At 60.8% G+C, this 20863-nt stretch carries 18 protein-coding genes; 5 read left to right on the top strand and 13 right to left on the bottom strand.

Annotated features, from left to right (window positions below):
- Nucleotides 1-2 precede the first annotated feature (2 nt).
- The 4 genes from ACYP2Q_RS01305 to ACYP2Q_RS01290 all read right to left on the bottom strand — a co-directional run bounded on the left by ACYP2Q_RS01305 (nt 3) and on the right by ACYP2Q_RS01290 (nt 5219).
- On the bottom strand, nt 3-1586 hold the full coding sequence (locus ACYP2Q_RS01305; RefSeq protein ID WP_459728746.1) for an ABC-F family ATP-binding cassette domain-containing protein: 1584 nt from the start codon (nt 1584-1586) through the stop codon (nt 3-5).
- A 248-nt stretch (nt 1587-1834) separates the two neighbouring features.
- Entirely contained in the window at nt 1835-3121 is a 1287-nt protein-coding gene (locus tag ACYP2Q_RS01300) for an SEL1-like repeat protein (RefSeq protein ID WP_459728745.1), read from the bottom strand.
- On the bottom strand, nt 3121-5022 hold the full coding sequence (locus ACYP2Q_RS01295) for a phospholipase D-like domain-containing protein (protein WP_459728744.1): 1902 nt from the start codon (nt 5020-5022) through the stop codon (nt 3121-3123). The genes ACYP2Q_RS01300 and ACYP2Q_RS01295 overlap by 1 nt, the downstream gene beginning before the upstream one ends.
- Nucleotides 5019-5219, bottom strand: coding sequence for a hypothetical protein (locus ACYP2Q_RS01290; RefSeq protein ID WP_459728743.1), 201 nt, complete (start codon nt 5217-5219; stop codon nt 5019-5021). The genes ACYP2Q_RS01295 and ACYP2Q_RS01290 overlap by 4 nt, the downstream gene beginning before the upstream one ends.
- Nucleotides 5220-5540: 321 nt before the next feature.
- Here ACYP2Q_RS01290 and ACYP2Q_RS01285 point away from each other — a divergent pair, with 321 nt between their 5' ends.
- The 3 genes from ACYP2Q_RS01285 to ACYP2Q_RS01275 are packed head-to-tail and all read left to right on the top strand — an operon-like array spanning nt 5541 to nt 11016.
- Nucleotides 5541-6785 carry an exonuclease SbcCD subunit D C-terminal domain-containing protein gene (locus tag ACYP2Q_RS01285; protein WP_459728742.1) on the top strand — a complete coding sequence of 415 codons (1245 nt, stop codon included), beginning with the start codon at nt 5541-5543 and terminating at the stop codon, nt 6783-6785.
- On the top strand, nt 6782-10423 hold the full coding sequence (locus tag ACYP2Q_RS01280) for an AAA family ATPase (RefSeq protein WP_459728741.1): 3642 nt from the start codon (nt 6782-6784) through the stop codon (nt 10421-10423). Before ACYP2Q_RS01285 ends, ACYP2Q_RS01280 begins: the two co-directional genes overlap by 4 nt.
- Nucleotides 10420-11016, top strand: coding sequence for a glutathione S-transferase (locus ACYP2Q_RS01275; RefSeq protein WP_459728740.1), 597 nt, complete (start codon nt 10420-10422; stop codon nt 11014-11016). The genes ACYP2Q_RS01280 and ACYP2Q_RS01275 overlap by 4 nt, the downstream gene beginning before the upstream one ends.
- 129 nt (nt 11017-11145) lie before the next feature.
- Here the strand turns inward: ACYP2Q_RS01275 and ACYP2Q_RS01270 are convergent, their stop codons facing one another.
- The 9 genes from ACYP2Q_RS01270 to ACYP2Q_RS01230 form a co-directional block, all read right to left on the bottom strand.
- Nucleotides 11146-11403 carry a hypothetical protein gene (locus ACYP2Q_RS01270; protein ID WP_459728739.1) on the bottom strand — a complete coding sequence of 86 codons (258 nt, stop codon included), beginning with the start codon at nt 11401-11403 and terminating at the stop codon, nt 11146-11148.
- Complete coding sequence (locus ACYP2Q_RS01265; protein WP_459728738.1) at nt 11400-11612, bottom strand: hypothetical protein; 213 nt, start codon at nt 11610-11612, stop codon at nt 11400-11402. Before ACYP2Q_RS01265 ends, ACYP2Q_RS01270 begins: the two co-directional genes overlap by 4 nt.
- Before the next feature lie 115 nt (nt 11613-11727).
- On the bottom strand, nt 11728-11853 hold the full coding sequence (locus tag ACYP2Q_RS01260) for a hypothetical protein (protein WP_459728737.1): 126 nt from the start codon (nt 11851-11853) through the stop codon (nt 11728-11730).
- Between the two features lie 196 nt (nt 11854-12049).
- Nucleotides 12050-12229 carry a hypothetical protein gene (locus ACYP2Q_RS01255; RefSeq protein WP_459728736.1) on the bottom strand — a complete coding sequence of 60 codons (180 nt, stop codon included), beginning with the start codon at nt 12227-12229 and terminating at the stop codon, nt 12050-12052.
- Nucleotides 12230-12385: 156 nt separating this feature from the next.
- Nucleotides 12386-13555: a lactonase family protein gene (locus ACYP2Q_RS01250; protein WP_459728735.1), complete on the bottom strand. Its 1170-nt coding sequence runs from the start codon at nt 13553-13555 to the stop codon at nt 12386-12388.
- Entirely contained in the window at nt 13548-13844 is a 297-nt protein-coding gene (locus tag ACYP2Q_RS01245; RefSeq protein WP_459728734.1) for a DUF5629 family protein, read from the bottom strand. The genes ACYP2Q_RS01250 and ACYP2Q_RS01245 overlap by 8 nt, the downstream gene beginning before the upstream one ends.
- A 150-nt stretch (nt 13845-13994) precedes the next feature.
- Nucleotides 13995-15575 (bottom strand): aldehyde dehydrogenase (NADP(+)), encoded by a 1581-nt coding sequence (locus tag ACYP2Q_RS01240; protein WP_459728733.1) that lies wholly within the window; start codon nt 15573-15575, stop codon nt 13995-13997.
- 10 nt (nt 15576-15585) lie between these two features.
- Nucleotides 15586-16578 carry an AraD1 family protein gene (gene araD1, locus ACYP2Q_RS01235; protein ID WP_459728732.1) on the bottom strand — a complete coding sequence of 331 codons (993 nt, stop codon included), beginning with the start codon at nt 16576-16578 and terminating at the stop codon, nt 15586-15588.
- Between the two features lie 155 nt (nt 16579-16733).
- Nucleotides 16734-18056, bottom strand: coding sequence for an MFS transporter (locus ACYP2Q_RS01230; protein ID WP_459728731.1), 1323 nt, complete (start codon nt 18054-18056; stop codon nt 16734-16736).
- A gap of 193 nt (nt 18057-18249) precedes the next feature.
- Between ACYP2Q_RS01230 and ACYP2Q_RS01225 the strand changes: the two genes are divergently transcribed.
- Together ACYP2Q_RS01225 and ACYP2Q_RS01220 are read left to right on the top strand one after the other, a co-directional pair.
- Nucleotides 18250-19986, top strand: coding sequence for an IlvD/Edd family dehydratase (locus tag ACYP2Q_RS01225; RefSeq protein WP_459728730.1), 1737 nt, complete (start codon nt 18250-18252; stop codon nt 19984-19986).
- 119 nt (nt 19987-20105) lie between these two features.
- Complete coding sequence (locus ACYP2Q_RS01220) at nt 20106-20825, top strand: FadR/GntR family transcriptional regulator (protein ID WP_459728729.1); 720 nt, start codon at nt 20106-20108, stop codon at nt 20823-20825.
- The last annotated feature ends 38 nt before the right edge of the window (nt 20826-20863 follow it).

Below are 20863 nucleotides of genomic sequence, written 5' to 3'. Positions count from 1 at the left end.
CTTTAGCTTTTGAGATGAAACTCGGCATCTAGATGAATGGCGTGTAAAAAAGCGCAATCGTGAGAAATCACGATCAATGCACCTTGATACTGATCAAGCATCTGTTCCAGCGCCATTCTGCTGGGCAGATCCAGATGGTTATCCGGCTCGTCCAGCAACAGCAATTGCGGGGGCCGTTGCGCGTACAACTGCGCAGCCAGGGCTATTTTCAGGCGTTCGCCACCGCTTAACTGGCAAGTCTTGAGCATCGCACGATCCGCATCAATCCCCATCTGGGCCAGGCGGGTCCGCGCCTCGGCCTCGGGCAACTGCGGATTACTCTCGTAGAGCCATTGCACTGCCGTGCGTTCGGGGTACTGCAATCCGGCGTGTTGATCCAGCCAGCCAACATGGCAACTGCGGATGAGTTCGCCTTCGTGTACCGGCAGTTGGCCGGCGATCACTCGCAACAAGGTCGATTTGCCGCTGCCGTTGGCGCCCAGGATCGCCATGCGCATAGGCCCGGTCAGCGTCAGATTGATCGGCGCCGCGTAACCGAACGGGATAATTACGTCGTTGAGTTGCACAATCAACTTGCCATTGGGCACTATGCTTTCCGGGGACATCATCATGCGTTGAATGTCCGGCGCACACCGCGCACGGGCCTCGGCGATCCGTTGTTGCTGCTGCTCCCGGGCCACCTGTTGATTGAGGCGCAATTTCCCCTCACTGTTTTCACTGCGCTCTTTCTGGGCGTTGGTGATCAACTTGGTCTGATTGCCGTCACGAGCCTGACGGTCGCCGCGGGCATTACGCCGTTGCTGACGCTCCATCTGCACGGCCATCTCACGTTGCTCACGCTTAGCCTGCGCCCGCTCCCCCTGCAATGCCGACTGGAACGACTGCTGTTCATGCTCTCGTGCCGCCGCATACTGACTGTAGTTGCCGCCATAAACCGCCATCCCCATGGGCGAAAGCTCGACGATTTCGTTCACGTGCTCCAAAAGTCCGCGGTCATGGCTGATCAATACCAGGCCGTTGGGCCAGCGATCGATCTGCTGCGCAAGCTTGTGTTGCTGATCAATATCCAGGTGGTTGCTGGGCTCATCCAGAATGAGCCAGTCGGCCTTGGATAACCACGCCCCCAGCAGCGCCACCCGTTGCCGTTCGCCACCACTGAGTGCATCAGTGGGCGCGTCGGCATTCAAGTGCCCCAGGCCGATCTGCTGCAGCTGCGCCTCAAGGCGTGTGGCGCAATCCCATTGGTCAACCGCCAGCGAATGGTCGTCATCGTCGACACTGCCTTGGGCAATGCGCTCCAGCGCCGCCAGAATATGGTCGACTCCGGCCAGCGCGGCAACGCTGGGATAGCGCTCCGGTTCCAGTAACTGCGCCACGGCGTAAACCCGCCCTTCGCGACGGACGATACCGCTGGTGGGCCGTTGCTCCCCCGTCAGGAGCCGGCCAAGCAAGGACTTGCCACAGCCATTGGCGCCGACGATTCCCGTGACCCTGGTACTGAAGGTGTGGTTCAAGTGATCGAACAGCACGCGCCCGTCGGGCAGGGTAAACGACACTTGATCAAGTTGGAGTAACCGTTGAGTCATGACGCTTCCTTGATTAATCGGCCCGAAGGGCACTGAACCACTCCCCCAGTGCACGATTCACCGCCAGTTCACCCAGCATCTTTTGCTAGCCTGCTCGGCGCCTATCGAGGCTTCTACGGCCAGCCCTGCAGGACCATCGTTGCCCCGTCCGGGCGAATAGGATTCATGCCGCTCTCGATTTGTTCAATGACGTTGCCTGCATGCTCCGATAGAAGCCAGATCGCCAATGCCCAAAGATCAGAAAATACTCAGGCTTCACCGAACAATCTCCATTCGATATGTTCGTCTTCGACGGTCACTCGATCGGAGAGGAAGAAACGGCTGTGGCGCCTCTGGATTTTCAGGGTGGGCAGGATTTCACCCTTCTCGAAATGGCGTACCTGTGCGCCTTCGAGGCGCGAGAAAAGAGGGCTGCCGATATCGGCTTTCCAGTAGCCAGTCTGCGGACAGGCTTGGCCGCTGTTGCAGGTCGGCCTGGGGGAAGTAGCATGGATGAAATCGGGAGAGTCCGGCAGCGGTCGACCGGTGGCCGGGGCTAGAAGTTTGGCCTTGGCCAATTGGTTGATCAGCGCTTCGCTGGGTTTTTCTGGAGGAGTGTTGGCCAGGCGGGCTTCGAGCCACTGGAGCTTGCCGTCCCAGGCGGGCAGTTTGGCGGGGGGGAGCGGGAGGATTTCGTTGATTTCGGGGACTTTGGGGTTGGCATAGGAATAGCCAGAGAGCACTTTCCAGATTTTTTCGTAGCGTTCGGCGCGCTCGAGGTCTTCCTTTTGATCGAGGTAATACATTTGATTACTTGGATCAGGCGCTCGGAAACCTTTGCCCAAACGGCCAGCTGCACTTTCGTAGCCTGCGGCTACGCCCATCTGCAAAACCTCAATTGCCTCGTTGTATTTTTTATCATCCCTAAGATAGAGCGACAGCGTAACAGCTGCTTCGCCGTGGCCTTGTTTGGCTGCACAGCGATACATCTGCATTGCAATATGTGGGGCAATGTTACTGGGTTCAAGCATGTCACCCACGTAGTACTGAGCTTGGGGATTGCCCTGATCAGCGGCTTTGCGGTAGTAACGCAAAGCCATTTCGGAATCCTGCTTCAGCCCCGCTGAGCCCTGCTCTAAGAAGATGCCGATGAAATAATACCCTGTTGCCACACCCGCATCGATCAGTTGCTGACTCAGGCGCAGCGGCTCATCGCCACGAAGTTGGAAATGACCGCGCATCGCGCCGTTTTGCAGGTTGATATTGGCCTTGTAATGACCGTTCTCGGCGGCGATACGGTATAGCCGTTCGATTTCGACATCGATGCTTTTGTCCTGCTTGAGCTGATTGTTTTTCTGTAACCATCGGGCGTACTGAAACAGCACATCGGACTCGGTTGACGATTCAGGGAACTGTTCGTGCGAGCAGGTAAAGGCCAACTTGGCTTTGATCTCGTTGAGCGGATTCACATGAGGATCCTTCTTTGTAGAGGTAAAGGCGCTGGGACTGTCACAGGCGACCAGCAAAAAACAGGACAGCAGGAGAAAACGGCGCATCAGTCGATGTCCTGCAGTTTTTTCTTGCCGTAATAAAATTCGACAAGAGAGGTGTCCGGTACGCCGTTTTCCTTGTCTTTCTGGCGTTTTTTGTTTTCCTTGATAATGTCTTGCCAAGCGTCAAACGCCAGCGCAGCATCATCCTGCCCCCCCTTCCCACCCGTATGCAGATCCCACAACCGCCGCCGCATCGCCTGGGTCACACTCACCCACTCATGGGCAATGTTCAGCTCGCTATCGACCTGCATGCTGCGGGTGTTGATGTTGGCCGAGCCATGAGTCGTGAAGACGTCGTCAACAATCATCACCTTGGAGTGAACGTACACCGGCATCCAGTCCTTGCCCGCCGGTGAGTCGGGAGCGACCAGCGAGCACACGTGGACTTTCAGGCCGGGAATGTTCAGATCCGCTTCAATGGCGTTGCGCTCGATTGCGCTGATTTTGTCGTTGAGATCAGCCAGTCGAAGATCATTGGTTATGGCGGTATCCCGCTGAGCTTGACTGAAATCGGTTCCGCCCAGCGCATCGGTGAGATTCGTCAGCGTGAGCAAGGCGCGCTGTTCGAGCATTTCACCCAGGGTGGGGGCCTGCTTCGCAGCGTCGCTCCTTGCCTGTTCAATGCGCCGTAACTTGGTGATCGCGGGGATGGTATCGCCACGCCCGAAGCTTTCGAGCATGCGCTGGGTATTGACCATGCCCGCTTTAATGGCCTCGAAGTCGTCATTGGTGATCACAAACAAGTGCAAAGGACCGTGTATGCCGGGGTCGCGCCCGGCCCGGGTCTGACCGGCGGCGACGGCCTTGACCAGTTCGGCCAGGGGTGGCCAGCGAAAGTACTGGTTCTCGATGTAGATGAACTGGGTCGCGTTGTTGACGGCCTGCAGATACAACGCCTCGATATCGCGCTTGCCCTCCTGCGGCTGGGTGCGCACCAGTTGGGCCATCTGCCGGGTTGCCTGCGGGGTGCATTGCAGTGTCGGTCCCACGTGCATGGCCTGGCGCGAGGCAAGCAGGTCCTCGCCGGTTTCCTTGCGCCAGGCAGTGGCGAAGTTGTGGTGCAGGTGTTCCAGGATCGGTCCGCTGACCTGGCTGGAGATGTCCTGGCGCGGGGTAGCGCCACGCGGCCCCAGCTCGGGTCTGGGTTTGTTGTCCTTGGATCGATTTAGCGCGGTATGCCTGTCAGTGTCCCAGTACTCGTCGAGCATGTTGTGGCCCATGACGAAACCAACGGCGCGATCGGCTATTTCGTAGTCGACCAAGACCGTTTTCTGATGGTGGGTCGCTGTCGCGCTCAACGTGGCAAGTGTGCCAACGCTGAGGTGCGGATCGAGACTTTTGTACTTCACCTGATGGGCAATCTCGGCTCTTTCGTAAACGCTGAAGCCACGACTGACGAACACCGGCACATTGCGAGCGACCCGCATCGCAGCCGCCAGGTGGTCACTGAACGCACATCGGGAAAACCACTGCCGGTCATAGGCATATTGCTCATCCGTGGAGCGTTGCAGCGCCCGGTCGTAGATCCGGTAAGGACCTTTACCGGGTAGATTGGCTTCGTCGGCATAGCCCGCGCTGTTGAATGGCATCTCCCAGCCCAGCAGCCGAACCTCGACACCTTTTCGGGCCATGTCCATCAACAATTCACCAATGCACGGTGCGTTACTGCCGTCGCGGATGAAATACATCGACGGCTGGAAACCCCAGCAGATGATGTCGACAGTCCTCACGGCCCGGGAGATGGCTTCGTGAACGGCGCGGAAGGTTTCCTCGCCGTTGATCAAGGGTTGGTAGGTCGCTTTTGCAGGAGGGTATTCGGTGTTTTGCACGTACCAGGGCGGGGTGCAGGTCGCCTGGTTGGTATGCTGCAGCGCGACCGGCACGACAATGTCGGGTCTCATCATTGTATTTTTCCTTCCTGGTCCGTGATGTCCATTTGCTCGGCATTGCGGTAATCGACAGGGACCGGAATCTGGTAAGCCACACCGTTGGCCATCACCCGTCGGTAAGCCGGGCCAGGATGTCGAAACACGGTGTCCAAGCGATGGACCTTGAAGAGGTCCAGGATGTGGTTGAGGAAGAGGCGCGGTTGCGTGCTCATGGTCAGGCCTTCCTGGTCTGTGGGGCGGAACGGGCAGGAAGGGTCGTGCTTGCACCCCGGTCCTGGAAGGTGAAAAGCATTCAGGAAGTGGACCGATTTATAAATGAGACGTTTCTGAGGAGGGTGTAGGGCTTTTCCGTATATTGGAACACCGGGGTTAACCGTGTCGCATAACCCAATGTGAGCTGCCGAGGGTTCAGGCCGCGTTCGGACGATCTTTTTGCCTTTCAACATTCCCGGCTGTTTCCCAGTAAACTCTCTCCCCTTTCGCCGCCATCATTTGTCTTCGCGGCCACCACCTTATTTGTAGCGGAGTTGCCCTTGCGTCTGTTCCACACCTCCGACTGGCACCTCGGGCAGAACCTGCACGGCCAGGATCGCGATTTCGAGCACGGCTGTTTTCTCGACTGGCTGCTGCGCCAGCTCAAGCTGGATCAGCCGGATGTGCTGCTGATCGCCGGCGACATCTTCGACACGGTCAACCCGCCGGTCAAAGCCCAGGAACGCCTCTACGACTTCATCGTCAGCGCCCATGAGCAGCAACCCTTGCTGACCATCGTGATGATTGCCGGCAACCACGATTCCGGCTCACGGATCGAACTGCCCGCGCCCTTGATGCGCCGCTTGCGCACCCATGCCCTGGGCCGCGTGCTGTGGCTGGATGACGGGCAACTGGACGCCGAACGCCTGTTGCTGCCACTGCCCGATGCCCAAGGGGAGATTGCCGCCTGGTGCCTGGCGCTGCCGTTCCTGCGCCCGGCCGAAGTCACTGGCGCGCACCTGGGCGACAACTACCTGCGCGGCATCGGCCAGGTTCACGAATGGCTGATTGAAGCGGCCAATGCCAAACGCCTGCCCGGTCAAGCGCTGATCGCCATCAGCCATGCGCACATGGCCGGCGGTTCTGTTTCGGAAGACTCCGAACGCAGCCTGATCATCGGCAACGCCGAAGCGCTGCCCGCCAGCCTGTTCGGGCCGACCATCAGCTACGTCGCCCTGGGGCATTTGCACAAGCCACAGAAGGTCAACGGCGAGGAGCGCATTCGCTACAGCGGCTCGCCCATTCCATTGTCGTTCTCGGAGATCGGCTACCAGCATCAGATTCTGGTCATCACCCTCGATGGCGAAACCCTGGTCAGCGTCGAACCGAAACTGATCCCCCGCGCCGTGAACCTGCAACGTATCGGCCCTGCACCCTTGGCCTACATCCTTGTGCAACTGGCCGACCTGCCGATCATCGACCTGTTGGCCGACTACCAGCGCCAACCCTGGCTGGAAGTGCGGGTGCGCCTCGATGAACCGCAACCGGACTTGCGCCATCAAGTGGAAAGCGCCCTGCAAGGCAAGGCCGTGCGCCTGGTGCGCATCGCCGCCGAATACGCCGGCAACGGCAGCCGCGAAGGCGCCGATGACGGTGCCGGGCTGATCGAGCTGGACCAGCTCACGCCCCATGAACTGTTCAGCCGCGCCTGGCAGGACAACTACGGCAGCGAGGTCGATGAGCAAACCCTCAAGGACTTCGCCGAGCTGCTGCAAGACGTGCAGTTGGAGGACGAACAGCCATGAAGATCCTCGCCATCCGCCTGAAGAACCTCGCCTCACTGGCCGGACCGTTTGAAATCGACTTTACTGCCGAACCCCTGGCCAGCGCCGGACTGTTCGCCATCACCGGCCCCACCGGGGCCGGCAAGAGCACCTTGCTCGACGCGTTGTGCCTGGCCCTGTTCGGCGCCGTGCCGCGCCTGAACAACACCGGGCGCGACGCCAAGGTGCCCGACGCCGATGGCGAAATCGGCACCGGCGACCCCCGCACGCTGTTGCGCCGCGGCACCGGCGAAGGTTATGCCGAGGTGGATTTCGTCGGCGTTGACGGCCGTCGTTATCGCGCGCGCTGGGAAGCCAACCGCGCCCGGGAAAAGGCCGGCGGCAAGCTGCAAGCCAGTCGCCAGAGCCTGCGCGACCTTGATCAGGATCAACTGCTGGCCAGCCAGAAAGGCGAATACAAGACCCAGCTCGAAGCCGCGCTGGGCCTCAACTTCGAACAGTTCACCCGTGCGGTGCTGCTGGTCCAGAGCGAGTTCAGTGCCTTCCTCAAGGCCGATGACAACGACCGCAGCGAACTGCTGGAAAAACTCACCGACACGGCGCTCTACACCCGCCTGGGCCGGCGCGCCTTCGACAAGACCAAAGAAGCCCGAGAAGCCCACAAACTGCTGCAGGACCAGGCGAGCGGCGTCACGCCACTGGCACCTGAGGCCCGCGCCGAGCTCGACGAACGCTTCAACGCCGCACAACAGCAGCTTAGACATCAGCAGGCGCAGCTCAAGCAGCTTGAGCTGCAGCACGCCTGGCTCATCGAGCTGCGCCGTTTGCATGACGCGCAACTGGCCGCTGCCGAACAACTGCACAGCGCCCGACAAACCTGGGACAGCCTGGCCGGCGAGCGCTTGCAGCTGACCCGCCTCGAACAGCTCGCCCCGCAACGGCATCAGTTCGCCCGCAAGGCCGAAGTCGATGGTTTACTCACGCCCTTGGCCGAACAGATTGCCCAGCATACCCGCCAGCAGGGCGAACTGAGTGAGCGTCAGGCGCTACTGGAACAGGCCCTCGGCACAACCCGGATCGCATTGGGCGAAGCGCAACAACGGCAAACCGAATCTGCTCCGCTGTTGCGGCAGGCGTTCGAGGAACAAAGCACCCTCGCCCGGCTGGCCAAGGAGGCGGCCCTCAGTGCCGAAGCCAAGCAGATCGCCGAACAGGCCTGCACCCAGGGCCAGAGCGCGATTCAAACCCTGCACGAGCAACAGGCCCGAGCTGGCGAACACTTGCAGCGCATGGCGACCGAGCTGGAACAGAGCGCCCATCTGGCGCCCTTGAGCGAGGCCTGGAACGCCTACCGCGATCGCCTGCAACAGCTGATGTTGATCGGTAATCGCCTGAACAAGGGCCAGGCCGAACTGGCCAATCTCGAACAGAACGCCGTGCACACCGCGCAAGCCCTCACTGCGCAGAAACAGCAACTGGAAGTGCTATTCAAGGAGGCAGGCGCCGAACCGGATGCCGTCGCCGAGCAGATCGGCATACTCGGCAGCCTGCTGCAGGACAACCGCAAGCAACTGCGTGCCATCGAAGACCTGACCCGGCTGTGGGACAGCCAACAGGACCTGGACAAACGCGGCGCCGAGTTGCAGCAACGCCAGGTCGCAGCCCAACAGGACCGTGAGCGCCTGACTCAGGACGGGGTAAAAGCCAAGGCTGAACTCGCCATTGCCGAGCAGACCCTGTCCGTCACCCGCGAGCTGCTGGAGCGCCAGCGCCTGGCCCGCAGCGCCAGTGTCGAGGAACTGCGCGCGCAGTTGCAGGATGACCAGCCCTGCCCGGTTTGCGGCAGCAACGAGCATCCTTATCATCAGCCCGAAGCCCTGCTGCAAAGCCTCGGTCGCTTTGATGAAAGCGAACAGGCCACTGCGCAAAAAGCAGTCGACCAGCTCAAGGAAAAGCTGACCGAACTGCGCGCGGAAGTGGGCGGGCTGATCGCCCAGCAAAAAGAACTGCTGCAACAGCAGGAACACCTGGCGACCCAGCAGCAAGCCCTGGCGCCAAGCCTTGAGGCGCATCCGCTGGCCACCGCACTGCTTAATCAGGACTACGCCAAACGCGGCGCCTGGCTCAGCCAGCAAAACGCGCAGTTGAACCAGAGCATCAGCCAGGACGAACAACGGCAAACCGCCCTGCTCACCCTGCAACAGGACGCCGCGCGTCTGGCCCAGCAATTGCGCCACGCCGAGACCGCGCACCAGCAAGCGGCCCAGCATCTGGACAATCAACAGCGCGAACTGGGCAATGACCGCCAGCGCCTGGACGAAGAACTCCGCGCGTTCGCCAGCCTGCTGCCTGCCGAAACCCTGCAAGCGCTGCGTAGCGAGCCCGCCGCGACCTTCATGCAGCTTGATGGGCAGATCGCCGAGCGCCTGGCGCAACTCGATCAGCAAAAGGAAGAGCTGGCCGAACAGCAACAGCGTCAGCAAAACCTGGACAAGGAACAGGATCGCCAGCAAACCCGCGTGCAACAATTGCAAGCCGCCGAGCAGCAGTTCAATGCGCTGGCCGAGCAACAACAGGCCAGCCAGCACGCGCTCGGACAATTGCTCGCCGCGCACAGCAGTGCAGAACAGTGGCAGCAGCAGCTTGAGCGGGAAGTGGAACAGGCGCGCAGCGCGGAAACCACGACGGCCTCGCAATTGCAAAACGTACTCACGCAACGGGTGCGAATCGCCGCCGAACTCAAGGCCCAGCAAGAGCGCTTGCACACGCTGGACAGCGAACACCACGAACTCTGCGGCAAAATCGCCGACTGGCGCGCCCGTCATCCGGAACTGGATGATGCCGGCCTTGAAGACCTGCTGCGGATCGACGACGCCTATGTCAGCGAACTGCGCCAACGCTTGCAGCACAGCGAAAAAGCCATCGAGCAGGCCAATGTGCTGCTGCAGGAGCGCGACAAGCGCGTGCTCGATCATCAGGCGCAACACAACGGCAACCTCGATGACGAGCAACTCGCCAGCGCGCTCAGCGAGTTGCAAAACCAGTTCAGCGTCAGCGAACAGCGCTGCGCCGAGCTGCGTGCCGAACAGGCCGAGGATCAGCGCCGGCAGAACGCCAACCAGGCCCTCGCACAACAGATCGCCGACGCGTACAGCGAGTACCAGCGTTGGGCACGCTTGAACGCGCTGATCGGTTCGGCCACCGGCGACACTTTCCGCAAGATCGCCCAGGCCTACAACCTCGACCTGCTGGTGCACCACGCCAACGTGCAATTGCGCCAATTGGTGCGACGTTATCGCCTGAAACGCGGCGGCAGCATGCTGGGCTTGCTGGTGATGGACACCGAGATGGGCGATGAGCTGCGTTCGGTGCATTCGTTGTCCGGTGGCGAGACCTTCCTGGTGTCGCTGGCCCTGGCGCTGGGCCTGGCGTCGATGGCCTCGAGCACGCTGAAGATCGAATCGCTGTTCATCGACGAAGGTTTCGGCAGCCTGGACCCGGAATCCCTGCAACTGGCGATGGACGCCCTCGACGGCCTGCAGGCCCAGGGTCGCAAGGTCGCGGTGATTTCCCATGTGCAGGAAATGCATGAGCGGATCCCGGTGCAGATTCAGGTCCGCCGTCAGGGCAATGGCCTGAGCACCCTGGAGGTGAAATGATCACGCTCTACTCGTTCCGCCGCTGCCCCTACGCCATGCGCGCACGCATGGCGCTGCGCTACTGCGAAGTGGCCGTGAACATTGTCGAAGTCAGCCTCAAGGCCAAGCCCGCCGAGATGCTCGCACTGTCGAGCAAAGGCACGGTGCCGGTGCTGAACGTCGACGGCCAGGTCATCGATGAAAGCCTGGACATCATGCGCTGGGCCGTCGCCCGCCATGACCCGCAGGACTGGTTGCTCAAGGATGATCCGCAAGCACGGATCGCTATTGAAGCGTTGATCGAGGAGAACGATCAAGGCTTCAAAGTGCATCTGAATCGCTACAAGTATGCCGAGCGCTATCCGGAGCAACCGATGGCGTTCTATCGCGCCGAAGGCGAGGTGTTCCTGCGCAAACTGGAGGAGTTACTGGAGGGACGCGACTACTTGCTCACGGACCACCCGAGCCTGGCCGACGTGGCGCTGATGCCGTTCATACGGCAATTCGCCCATGTCGATCGCGAGTGGTTCGCGCAGACGCCCTATCGACGTCTGCAGGCGTGGCTTCAGCGGTTTCTGGAGTCCGATTTATTCACATCAGTAATGGCCAAGTAACACGCGATCCCTGTAGGAGCGAGCTCGCTCGCGAAAAACCCGAGGGCACCGCGCAGCATCAGGTTTGTCGCGTTATCGTTGACGACCATCGCGAGCGAGCTCGCTCCTACAGGGGGGGCGGTGTTGTGCTCAGGCCAATACTTCACACATTCCTATTACCGAGCAATCGACGTGAAACGGTCCGAAAAATCCTTCATCGGATTTGATCGGTGGATTGCCGGCCAGCATGCCCATGGCCTTTGCGGTTTCGATGTTGCGCGCAATGTTGTGGTTGGCCTCAATGGCCCGGGCCACCCCGCCTATCGAACCTTGCCCTATCCCCAGCAAGGAAAATCCGTTGGTGATGAAGGCCAGGAAAGCGATGACCAAAAGTTTGCAACGGTTCATGCTCCGCCCACTCCCGCCAGTTCTGCCGGATCGACCATCGCCTGCTGCGTGCGATGTTCAAACTGGATGCCAGGGTGTGCGACATGAATCGGCGGTTCGACGCTTTGCTGCGACTGGGGCGAAAGACTGATAACCAGCACCATGACCAGGTAAAGGCCGATAGCCACATAGGCGCCGTGTTTGGCAGAGGTGATGATCGAGCTGGCCATGATGAACTCCGTGGACATGTTTCAGAGTCCACAGAATCATTCAAAAAAGCACCGGTAACCAACGAGTCTGATGCATAGCAAATATCAACTTCGTTGATCATTAAGCCAGACTATCTCAGTCTTCAATAAAACTCATCATGCGCTCGCGAGCAGCGTCGGGTTCGCCGGGAATGGGGCCGGCAGCGGACAAGATGGGGGTCGAATAGAGGAACAACAGCACAACGGCGAGACGCATGGTCATTTTGGCAATCCTTTTCTGCGAAGGAGTCAAAAAATCAGCGTCAAATTTAGAGGCATGGCCACCTGACATCAAGCATTACAGGATGGCTTGTCGCAAACGCGCTATGCAGGAGCGACATCACTTCAACGCCTTTCGCGGCCAGGGCTTCGATCGGCAAGTGACTTCGCTCCTGCATAAAGACGGCAGGGCTGCAATTTCAGTGCTGGGCTTTGTGGTCCAGCGCGGCGTAGAAGTTGGCACTCTGTTGCAGGTATTTCTGGGTGTAGCTCTGGGTGTGGGATTTCTTGTCGCTGATTTCAACGTTGGCGCCGGCTGGCAGGGCAACAGTGGCGGAAATGGCGGAAGCGGCGATTACGGAGAAGAGATTGAAGTTCATGCGGGTGTTCCTCGAAGTCAGTTGGCTTGTTTGGCCGGTGGGGCCGTGAAGCAAACTTAACCCTCGAGGGTTAGCGGCTTGAAATGCTTTGTAGCACTTCCACATATCACCCTCATCGATAGAAGGTTGCAGGCCCCATCACCCGGGGCCTGCGGCCTATTGACGCACCAGGAATTTCAGGTCGCTGGGGGCATCCATCGGCAGCTTTTGCATGGTTTTACCCAGCAAGCCGGTCTTGGCATCGCGCTCGACGACGACGATCTGGTTGCTCTTTTGATTGGCGATCAGCAGGAACTTGCCACTCGGGTCGAGGCTGAATTCCCGTGGATGATCGCCTTCTACCGCGCGGCGTTGCAGCTCCTTGAGCTGGCCGGTGGCCGGGTCGATGGCAAACACCAGCAGCTGGTTGGCCGTGCCACGGTTGCTGGCATAGAGGAACTTGCCGTCCTTGGAGGCATGCAATGCCGCGGCGGCCTTGTCCGAAACAGGCTGACCGGCAGCCAGATCGACCATCTGGGTTTGCTCGAGCTTGCCGTCGCGGTAATCGAACACCGCCACTTGCGCGCTCATTTCCATGGTCAGCCAGGCGTGCTTGCCATCGGCACTGAACAGCAAATGGCGCGGCCCGCTGCCGGGCGGCAGCTGGATGAACGCGGGTGTGGCCGGGGTCAACGGCAAGTCAGGGTTGGCCTTGGGGTCGAAGCGGTAGACAAACACTTTGTCTGCACCCAGGTCGTTGGAAAACACAAATTTGCCATCAGGCGACGGGACCGTCGAATGCACATGCGCCGACATCTGCCGCTCGGGATTGACCCGGCTGGCCGGATGGCTGCTCATCTGCACCACAGGCTTGAGCGTGCCATCGGCCGCCACCGGTATCACCGCCAGGGTGCCGCCCGGATCTTCAGCCACCGAATAGTTGCTGACGAACAAGTGGCTGGCATCAAGGCTGAGACTCGAATGCGTCGGCTCGTTGCCCAGGCTCTGCACCTGGTTGACCGGGCTGAGGGCATGGGTCTTGGGATCGATGGCAAAACTGCTCACGCGCCCGACCGGATCGGCCTGGCCCGGGCCATTTTCGTTGACCACGAACAGGCGCTGCTGATCCTTGGACAGGGTCAGCCAGGACGGGTTTTCACTTTTGATCACTTGCAGCGGCTTGGCGTCGATCTGCCCGGTCGCACCGTCGAAGCTCAGGCGATAAATGCCCTGGCTTTGACTGGCAGTGTACGAGCCCACGAGCAATTGATAGTCGTCGGCGGCGGCCACCTGCATGCCCATGGCGCCGATGCTGCCGGCAACCAACAGCGGCCAGAGGTTACGCATCGTCTTGATCATCGTCTTCGTTGTCACCGCTGAAGACGTCGCCCATGCAGACCAGACGGTGTTCGCCGTTGTTGTCGTTGATCAGCCAGCTTTGCAAGGTCGCATCGAACGTTGCCGCCTGAATCTGCGCGGGGGTGAATTCCCAGTGCAGGGCATTTCGACCATCCATGCATTCGATATGCAGGTTGTCGCCTTCATCAAGGGCGAATTCGAAGGCATGCAGCCCATCGATTTCCACCATCGCGCAGTGTTCGAGGGCGTTGAGCAAGGTGTCGGTTGCAGCAGTCATGGCAGTCAATCTTTGAATGGGAAAAACGCAATGATAGTTGAAACTGTAGGAGCGAGCTTGCTCGCGATGGACTCAAGAGCGCCGCGTTTATCCAGTAAGCACGCGTAATCGTTAACGACCATCGCGAGCAAGCTCGCTCCTACAGGGGGGTCACAGGGCTTCGCGGGATGGTTGGCCATCCACCAGACGCTGGATACCCAGCGGATTGCTGTTCTTCAGCGCATCCGGCAGCAAGCTATCCGGATAGTTCTGGAAACACACCGGGCGCAGGAAACGGTCGATGGCCAGGGTGCCCACCGACGTGCCGCGCGCATCCGAGGTCGCCGGGTACGGCCCGCCATGCACCATCGAGTCGCAGACCTCCACACCGGTTGGATAGCCATTGAGCAGGATTCGCCCGACCTTCTGCTCCAGCAACCCGGTCAGCTCGCTGAACTGCTCGAAATCCCCCTGCTCGCCGATGATGGTCGCGGTCAATTGGCCGTGCAGGCCGTTCAAGGCGGCGCTCAGCTGTGCCTGATCCGCCACTTCGACCACCACGGTAGTCGGGCCGAACACCTCGGCTTGCAGCACCTCGTCGCCATCGATCAGCAGGCTGACATCGGCCTTGAACAGTTGCGGCTGTGCCTGCCGCCCTTGTTGCGGATGGCCCGCCAGGTGTTCGATACGAGGATGATCGAGCAGTGCTTGCAGGCCCTGGGCATAGCTGCCCAGGGTCCCGGCGTTGAGCATGGTCTGCGCCGGTTGGTCGGCCATCATGTCGGCCAGTAACTGCAGGAACGCAGTGAACTGCGGCGAACGGATGCCGATCACCAGGCCAGGGTTGGTGCAGAACTGGCCGCAACCCTGGACCACCGAAGCCGACAGGCCACGGGCGATGGTTTCGGTGCGCGCCTGTAGCGCCTGGGGCAGCACGATCACCGGGTTGATGCTCGACATCTCGGCGAACACCGGGATCGGTTGCGGGCGTGCCGCGGCCATGTCGCACAGCGCACGACCACCCTTGAGCGAGCCGGTAAAACCCACTGCCTGGATGGCCGGATGCTTGACCAGCGCTTCGCCCACCCCGCCGCCGTAGATCATGTTGAACACGCCGGCCGGCATCGCGGTTTTTTCTGCCGCGCGAATGATTGCATCGGCCACCTGCTCGGCCGTGGCCATGTGGCCGCCATGGGCCTTGAACACCACCGGGCAACCGGCGGCCAGGGCCGACGCGGTGTCGCCCCCAGCCGTGGAGAACGCCAATGGGAAGTTGCTGGCCCCAAACACCGCCACCGGACCGAGCCCGATACGGTATTGGCGCAGGTCGGGACGCGGCAATGGTTGACGCTCTGGCAAGGCCTGGTCGATCCGCGCACCGTAGAAATCACCACGGCGCAGCACCTTGGCGAACAGGCGCATCTGGCCGCTGGTGCGCCCACGCTCCCCGATAATCCGCGCAGCAGGCAGCGCGGTTTCGCGGCACACCAGGGATACGAACTCATCACCCAGCGCATCCAGCTCATCGGCGATGGCATCGAGAAATTGCGCGCGGCGCTCGGCACTCAAGTTGCGATAAGCCGGATACGCTACAGCGGCAGCCTTGGCGGCGGCATCGACTTCTTCCGGCGTGGCCTGGATGAAAGCGTGGGGCAACGCCTCACCGGTTTCGGCGTCAACGCTGTGCAATGTCACGCTGCCCAATGCGCTGCGCTGGCCGCCGATGTAGTTGTGACCAAGAATTTGGCTCATAGGTGATTCCTTAAAGTGTGCCGACAGTGCCGGGTTCGAATGCCGCATCGACGGTCGCGATGCCATTGATCAACGGCGCGCCGAATTCATCCTGGCTGATCTCGAACACATCACCCGGTTGAGTGCGAATGCCATCGGCGAAAGACAGGGTCGCGGTGCCGAAGAAGTGGATGTGCACGTCGCCCGGACGCAGGAACTGGCTGTACTTGAAATGGTGGTACTCAAGGTTCGCCAGGCTGTGGCACATGTTGGCCTCGCCGCTGAGGAACTCGTTCTGCCACAGCACCTGGCCATCGCGCAGGATGCGGCTGGTACCGGCCAGGTGTTGCGGCAGCTCGCCGACCCGCAACTCCGGCCCATAGCTGCAACTGCGCAGTTTCGAGTGGGCCAGGTACAGGTAGTTCTTGCGCTCCATGACGTGATCGGAAAACTCGTTGCCCACGGCAAAACCGAGGCGATAGGGCTTGCCGTCGCCACCTATGACATACAGGCCGCTGAGTTCGGGCTCTTCACCGGCGTCTTCAGCAAAGGGTGGCAGTGGGAACGGCTGGCCGGGGCGTACGACGATGCTGCCATCGCCCTTGTAGAACCATTCCGGCTGCACCCCCGCCTGGCCTGCCGCGGGTTTACCGCCCTCCACACCCCACTTGAAGATGCGCATGGTGTCGGTCATAGCCGCTTCATCACCGGCCTGCTGGTGCATCTTGTCCCGGGCCGACGCGCTGCCCAGGTGAGTCAGGCCGGTGCCACTGACCAGCATGTGTGCCGGGTCCGGGTGATCCAGGGGTGGCAGGATGCGCAGTTGTGCCAGCAGCTCGGCGTAGTCATGGCTGATGCCCAACCCGAGACTTTGCACCTGTTGCTCAAGACTGGCCCCCGCCTCGATCGCGGCCAGCGCCAGGTCGCGCACGGTGCGGGCGTCTTGTACTTCACGGACCAGACCTTCTTCGACCACGCCTACGCGGCGTTCGCCGTTACTCAATTCGAACTGAACCAAACGCATGAAAATTCTCCATTTACTTGAAAACACCGCCCCCCCTGTAGGAGCTGGCTTGCCAGCGATGACGGCGGCATTGTCAACATTGATGTCGACTGACACTGCGCTATCGCTGGCAAGCCAGCTCCTACAGGGTCGGTGGTGATTGCCAGATTTTTGTGTCAGGTACGGGTTGCCCCACGCGCACTGGCGGCAAACTCATTCGCCGGCAACACATGCTTGCGCTCCAACAGGCGATACACCACGCCGGTCAACACCAGGCCGAACAGCATCACGCAGGACAGGAAATACAGCCCCGACGCCAGGTTGCCCGTGTATTCCTTGAGCGCACCGATCACGAACGGGCCGATGTAGCCGCCGAGGTTGCCCACCGAGTTGATCAGGGCAATCCCCGCCGCCGCACTCGCGCCGGCAAAGAAGCGACCGGGCAAGGTCCAGAAAATCGCCGTGCAGGAAAACAGTGAAAACGCCACCAGGCACAGCGCCGCCAGTTGCAACACCGGCACCGAGAGCCAGGCACTGAAGAACAGGCCGATGGCACCGAGCACGTACAGCACCGCCAGATGGCCGTAGCGATCATTCAAGCGATCGGAGCTGCGCGGGATGATCAGCAAACCAACGATCCCGAAGATGTACGGTACCGATGACACAAACCCGGTCACCAGGTCAGTGCCGCCGAACTGCTTGATCAGGGTCGGCAGCCACAGGCCCAGGCCATAGATGCTCAGGGTCACCGGCAGGTAGAACAGCGCCAGCAGCAACACGCGCTTGTCCTTGAGGGCGTGCAGCGGGTTGCCGTGACGGGTCTGGCCATACAGTTCCAGGTCCTTTTTCAGCTCGCCGCTGAGCCAGTCCTTTTCCGCCTGGTCCATCCATTTCACCTGTTTCGGGCCATCCGGCAACCAGCGCAGCACCGGCCAGGTCAGCAGGATTGCCGGGGTGCCGATGACGATGAACAGCCACTGCCAGCCATGCAGGCCGAGCACGCCTTCCAGGCCCAGCAGACCGCCGGAAACGGGCCCGGTGATCATCATTGCGATGGGTTGGGACAGGATGAACAGGCCCAGGATCTTGCCGCGATGGCGCACCGGGAACCATTGGGTGATGTAGTAGAGAACGCCCGGGAAGAACCCGGCTTCCGCCGCACCGAGCAGAAAGCGCATCAGGTAGAAGCTGTTCGGCCCCTGGACGAACGCCATGCCGATGGTGATGGCGCCCCAGGTGAGCATGATCCGCGCGAACCAGCGCCGCGCGCCAAAACGGTCAAGCATCAGGTTGCTGGGGATTTCCAGAAGGAAATAGCCAATGAAGAACAGCCCCGCGCCCAGCCCGTACGCCGCATCGCCCAGGCCGATGTCGGCACCCATGTGCAATTTGGCGAACCCTACCGCGGAGCGATCCACATAGGCGATCAGGTACAGCAGGATCAGGAAGGGAATCAGTTTCAGCGTGATGCGACGTATCAGCCGCAGTTCCTGGCTCATGAGATCGGTCTCCGATTGTTGTTTTTATAGAACCTCGGGGGACGCCTCTCACGGTTAACCGCCAGGGCCATCCCTCCGCTGAAAACGACTATATAGTAATACTATTTACCCAACAACACTTCCAAACAGGTGAATTTGAGCTTATGTTACGCCTCAGCTCAAACAATATAGTCATACAATAAGAGAATCGATCATGTCTGATAAGAAACCCACCCTGCGCTCCGCCCAATGGTTTGGCACCGCCGACAAGAACGGCTTCATGTACCGCAGCTGGATGAAGAATCAGGGCATCGCCGACCACCAGTTTCATGGCAAGCCGATCATTGGCATCTGTAATACCTGGTCGGAACTGACCCCGTGCAACGCGCATTTCCGCCAGATCGCTGAACACGTCAAGCGCGGCGTGATCGAGGCCGGGGGCTTCCCGGTGGAGTTCCCGGTGTTCTCCAACGGTGAATCCAACCTGCGCCCGACCGCCATGCTCACCCGCAACCTGGCGAGCATGGACGTCGAAGAGGCGATTCGCGGTAATCCGATCGACGGCGTGGTGCTGCTGACCGGTTGCGACAAGACCACCCCGGCCTTGCTGATGGGCGCGGCCAGTTGCGACGTGCCGGCGATCGTCGTCACCGGCGGGCCGATGCTCAACGGCAAGCACAAAGGCAAGGACATCGGCTCGGGGACCGTGGTCTGGCAGCTCAGCGAACAGGTCAAGGCCGGCACCATCACCATCGACGATTTCCTCGCGGCCGAGGGCGGCATGTCCCGCTCGGCCGGTACCTGCAACACCATGGGCACCGCCTCGACCATGGCCTGCATGGCCGAAGCACTGGGCACCTCCCTGCCCCACAACGCGGCGATTCCCGCCGTCGATGCGCGGCGTTATGTGTTGGCGCACATGTCCGGCATGCGTGCCGTGGAGATGGTGCGCGAGGATTTGAAACTGTCGAAGATCCTGACCAGGGAAGCCTTCGAAAACGCCATCCGCGTTAACGCCGCCATCGGCGGTTCGACCAATGCCGTGATTCACCTGAAGGCCATTGCCGGTCGCATCGGCGTGGAGCTGGACCTGGACGACTGGACCCGAATCGGTCGCGGCATGCCAACCATCGTCGACCTGCAGCCGTCCGGACGTTTCCTGATGGAAGAGTTCTATTACGCCGGTGGTTTGCCAGCTGTATTGCGTCGCCTCGGCGAAGCCAATCTGATCCCGAACCCGAACGCGTTGACCGTAAACGGTAAATCCATCGGCGAAAACACCAAAGACGCGCCGATCTACGGCGAGGACGAAGTGATCCGCACCCTCGACAACCCGATCCGCGCCGACGGCGGCATCTGTGTATTGCGCGGCAACCTGGCGCCGCTGGGCGCGGTGCTCAAGCCCTCCGCCGCCAGTGCCGAGCTGATGCAGCACCGCGGGCGCGCGGTGGTGTTCGAGAACTTCGACATGTACAAGGCACGGATCAACGACCCGGAACTGGACGTGGATGCCAACTCGATCCTGGTCATGAAAAATTGCGGGCCCAAGGGATATCCGGGCATGGCCGAAGTCGGCAACATGGGCTTGCCGGCCAAGCTGCTGGCCCAGGGCGTGACCGACATGGTGCGAATTTCCGATGCGCGAATGAGCGGTACGGCGTATGGCACGGTTGTCCTGCACGTCGCGCCCGAAGCGGCGGCTGGCGGGCCATTGGCGGCTGTGAAAGAAGGTGACTGGATCGAACTTGACTGCGCGAGCGGCCGATTGCACCTGGACATCCCGGATGCCGAACTGGCGGCGCGCATGGCGGATCTGCAGCCACCACAGCAACTGCTGGTGGGCGGATATCGCCAGCTGTACATCGACCACGTCTTGCAGGCGGATCAGGGATGCGACTTCGACTTCCTGGTCGGCTGCCGTGGCGCCGAAGTACCGCGTCACTCTCACTGATTGCAAATACCCCCTGTAGGAGCAAGCTTGCTCCTACAGCTGATCTTCGTCTGATTCAGGACTGTCCGCGCCTGTTATCATGCGCAGCATCGTCATCGCCCAGGACCGCGCCGTTCCCCATGGATTACCGCAAACCCTCCGACCGCAAAAGCATGCACTCGCGCATCGTCCAGGAACTGGGCATGCAGATCGTCTCCGGACGTTTCCTGCCGGACGATAAACTGCCCGCCGAAGCCCTGCTTTGTGAGGAATATGCCGTCAGCCGGCCGGTGTTGCGCGAAGCCACCCGTGTCCTGGTCGCCAAGGGCCTGGTGTATTCCCGTCCGCGAGTCGGCACCGTGGTCAAGCCGCGCAAGGAATGGCACATGCTCGACCCGGACGTCCTGCATTGGCTGATGCAAAGCAGCCCGCAGAACCAGTTCTTTGACCTGCTGACCAGCGTACGCAGCATCATCGAACCGGCCGCCGCCGCCCTCGCCGCGCAGTTCGCCACGGAAGCGGACATCGCCTCCATCGGCGAAGCCTACCAGCGCATGGAAGCCGCGCCGACGCCGGAAGCCCTGCTGCAACCGGACCTGGATTTCCACAGCCGCATCGCCGATGCCACCCACAACGACCTGCTGGCCAACCTGTGCAACATGCTCTCGGTGGCGATTGCCGAAGCATTGAAGCACTCCAACCAGCGGCCGAACCTTCACGAACTGGCGCTGCCACGGCACAAGGCGATACTCACGGCAATCGAGAACCGCGATGCGCTGGGTGCGCGGCATGCGACGCTGGTGCAGCTCGATGATGCGCGCAGTGCGTTGAATGTGGTGCTGGGTAGCGATCCCTCATAAAACACGATCCCCTGTAGGAGCTGGCTTGCCAGCTCCTA

The organism is Pseudomonas sp. MHK4 (assembly GCF_054600775.1).
This window is presented reverse-complemented; position numbering and strand designations above follow the sequence as displayed.

Excerpts from the sequence above, each read along its gene's own strand:
- ACYP2Q_RS01300 (WP_459728745.1), bottom strand. The coding sequence starts at position 3,121 with ATGCGCCGTTTTCTCCTGCTGTCCTGTTTTTTGCTGGTCGCCTGTGAC.
- ACYP2Q_RS01265 (WP_459728738.1), bottom strand. The coding sequence starts at position 11,612 with ATGGCCAGCTCGATCATCACCTCTGCCAAACACGGCGCCTATGTGGCT.
- ACYP2Q_RS01225 (WP_459728730.1), top strand. The coding sequence starts at position 18,250 with ATGTCTGATAAGAAACCCACCCTGCGCTCCGCCCAATGGTTTGGCACC.
- ACYP2Q_RS01295 (WP_459728744.1), bottom strand. The coding sequence starts at position 5,022 with ATGATGAGACCCGACATTGTCGTGCCGGTCGCGCTGCAGCATACCAAC.
- ACYP2Q_RS01240 (WP_459728733.1), bottom strand. The coding sequence starts at position 15,575 with ATGAGCCAAATTCTTGGTCACAACTACATCGGCGGCCAGCGCAGCGCA.
- ACYP2Q_RS01290 (WP_459728743.1), bottom strand. The coding sequence starts at position 5,219 with ATGAGCACGCAACCGCGCCTCTTCCTCAACCACATCCTGGACCTCTTC.
- ACYP2Q_RS01305 (WP_459728746.1), bottom strand. The coding sequence starts at position 1,586 with ATGACTCAACGGTTACTCCAACTTGATCAAGTGTCGTTTACCCTGCCC.
- ACYP2Q_RS01280 (WP_459728741.1), top strand. The coding sequence starts at position 6,782 with ATGAAGATCCTCGCCATCCGCCTGAAGAACCTCGCCTCACTGGCCGGA.
- ACYP2Q_RS01270 (WP_459728739.1), bottom strand. The coding sequence starts at position 11,403 with ATGAACCGTTGCAAACTTTTGGTCATCGCTTTCCTGGCCTTCATCACC.
- ACYP2Q_RS01245 (WP_459728734.1), bottom strand. The coding sequence starts at position 13,844 with ATGACTGCTGCAACCGACACCTTGCTCAACGCCCTCGAACACTGCGCG.
- ACYP2Q_RS01260 (WP_459728737.1), bottom strand. The coding sequence starts at position 11,853 with ATGACCATGCGTCTCGCCGTTGTGCTGTTGTTCCTCTATTCGACCCCC.
- araD1 (WP_459728732.1), bottom strand. The coding sequence starts at position 16,578 with ATGCGTTTGGTTCAGTTCGAATTGAGTAACGGCGAACGCCGCGTAGGC.
- ACYP2Q_RS01275 (WP_459728740.1), top strand. The coding sequence starts at position 10,420 with ATGATCACGCTCTACTCGTTCCGCCGCTGCCCCTACGCCATGCGCGCA.
- ACYP2Q_RS01230 (WP_459728731.1), bottom strand. The coding sequence starts at position 18,056 with ATGAGCCAGGAACTGCGGCTGATACGTCGCATCACGCTGAAACTGATT.
- ACYP2Q_RS01250 (WP_459728735.1), bottom strand. The coding sequence starts at position 13,555 with ATGCGTAACCTCTGGCCGCTGTTGGTTGCCGGCAGCATCGGCGCCATG.
- ACYP2Q_RS01220 (WP_459728729.1), top strand. The coding sequence starts at position 20,106 with ATGGATTACCGCAAACCCTCCGACCGCAAAAGCATGCACTCGCGCATC.
- ACYP2Q_RS01255 (WP_459728736.1), bottom strand. The coding sequence starts at position 12,229 with ATGAACTTCAATCTCTTCTCCGTAATCGCCGCTTCCGCCATTTCCGCC.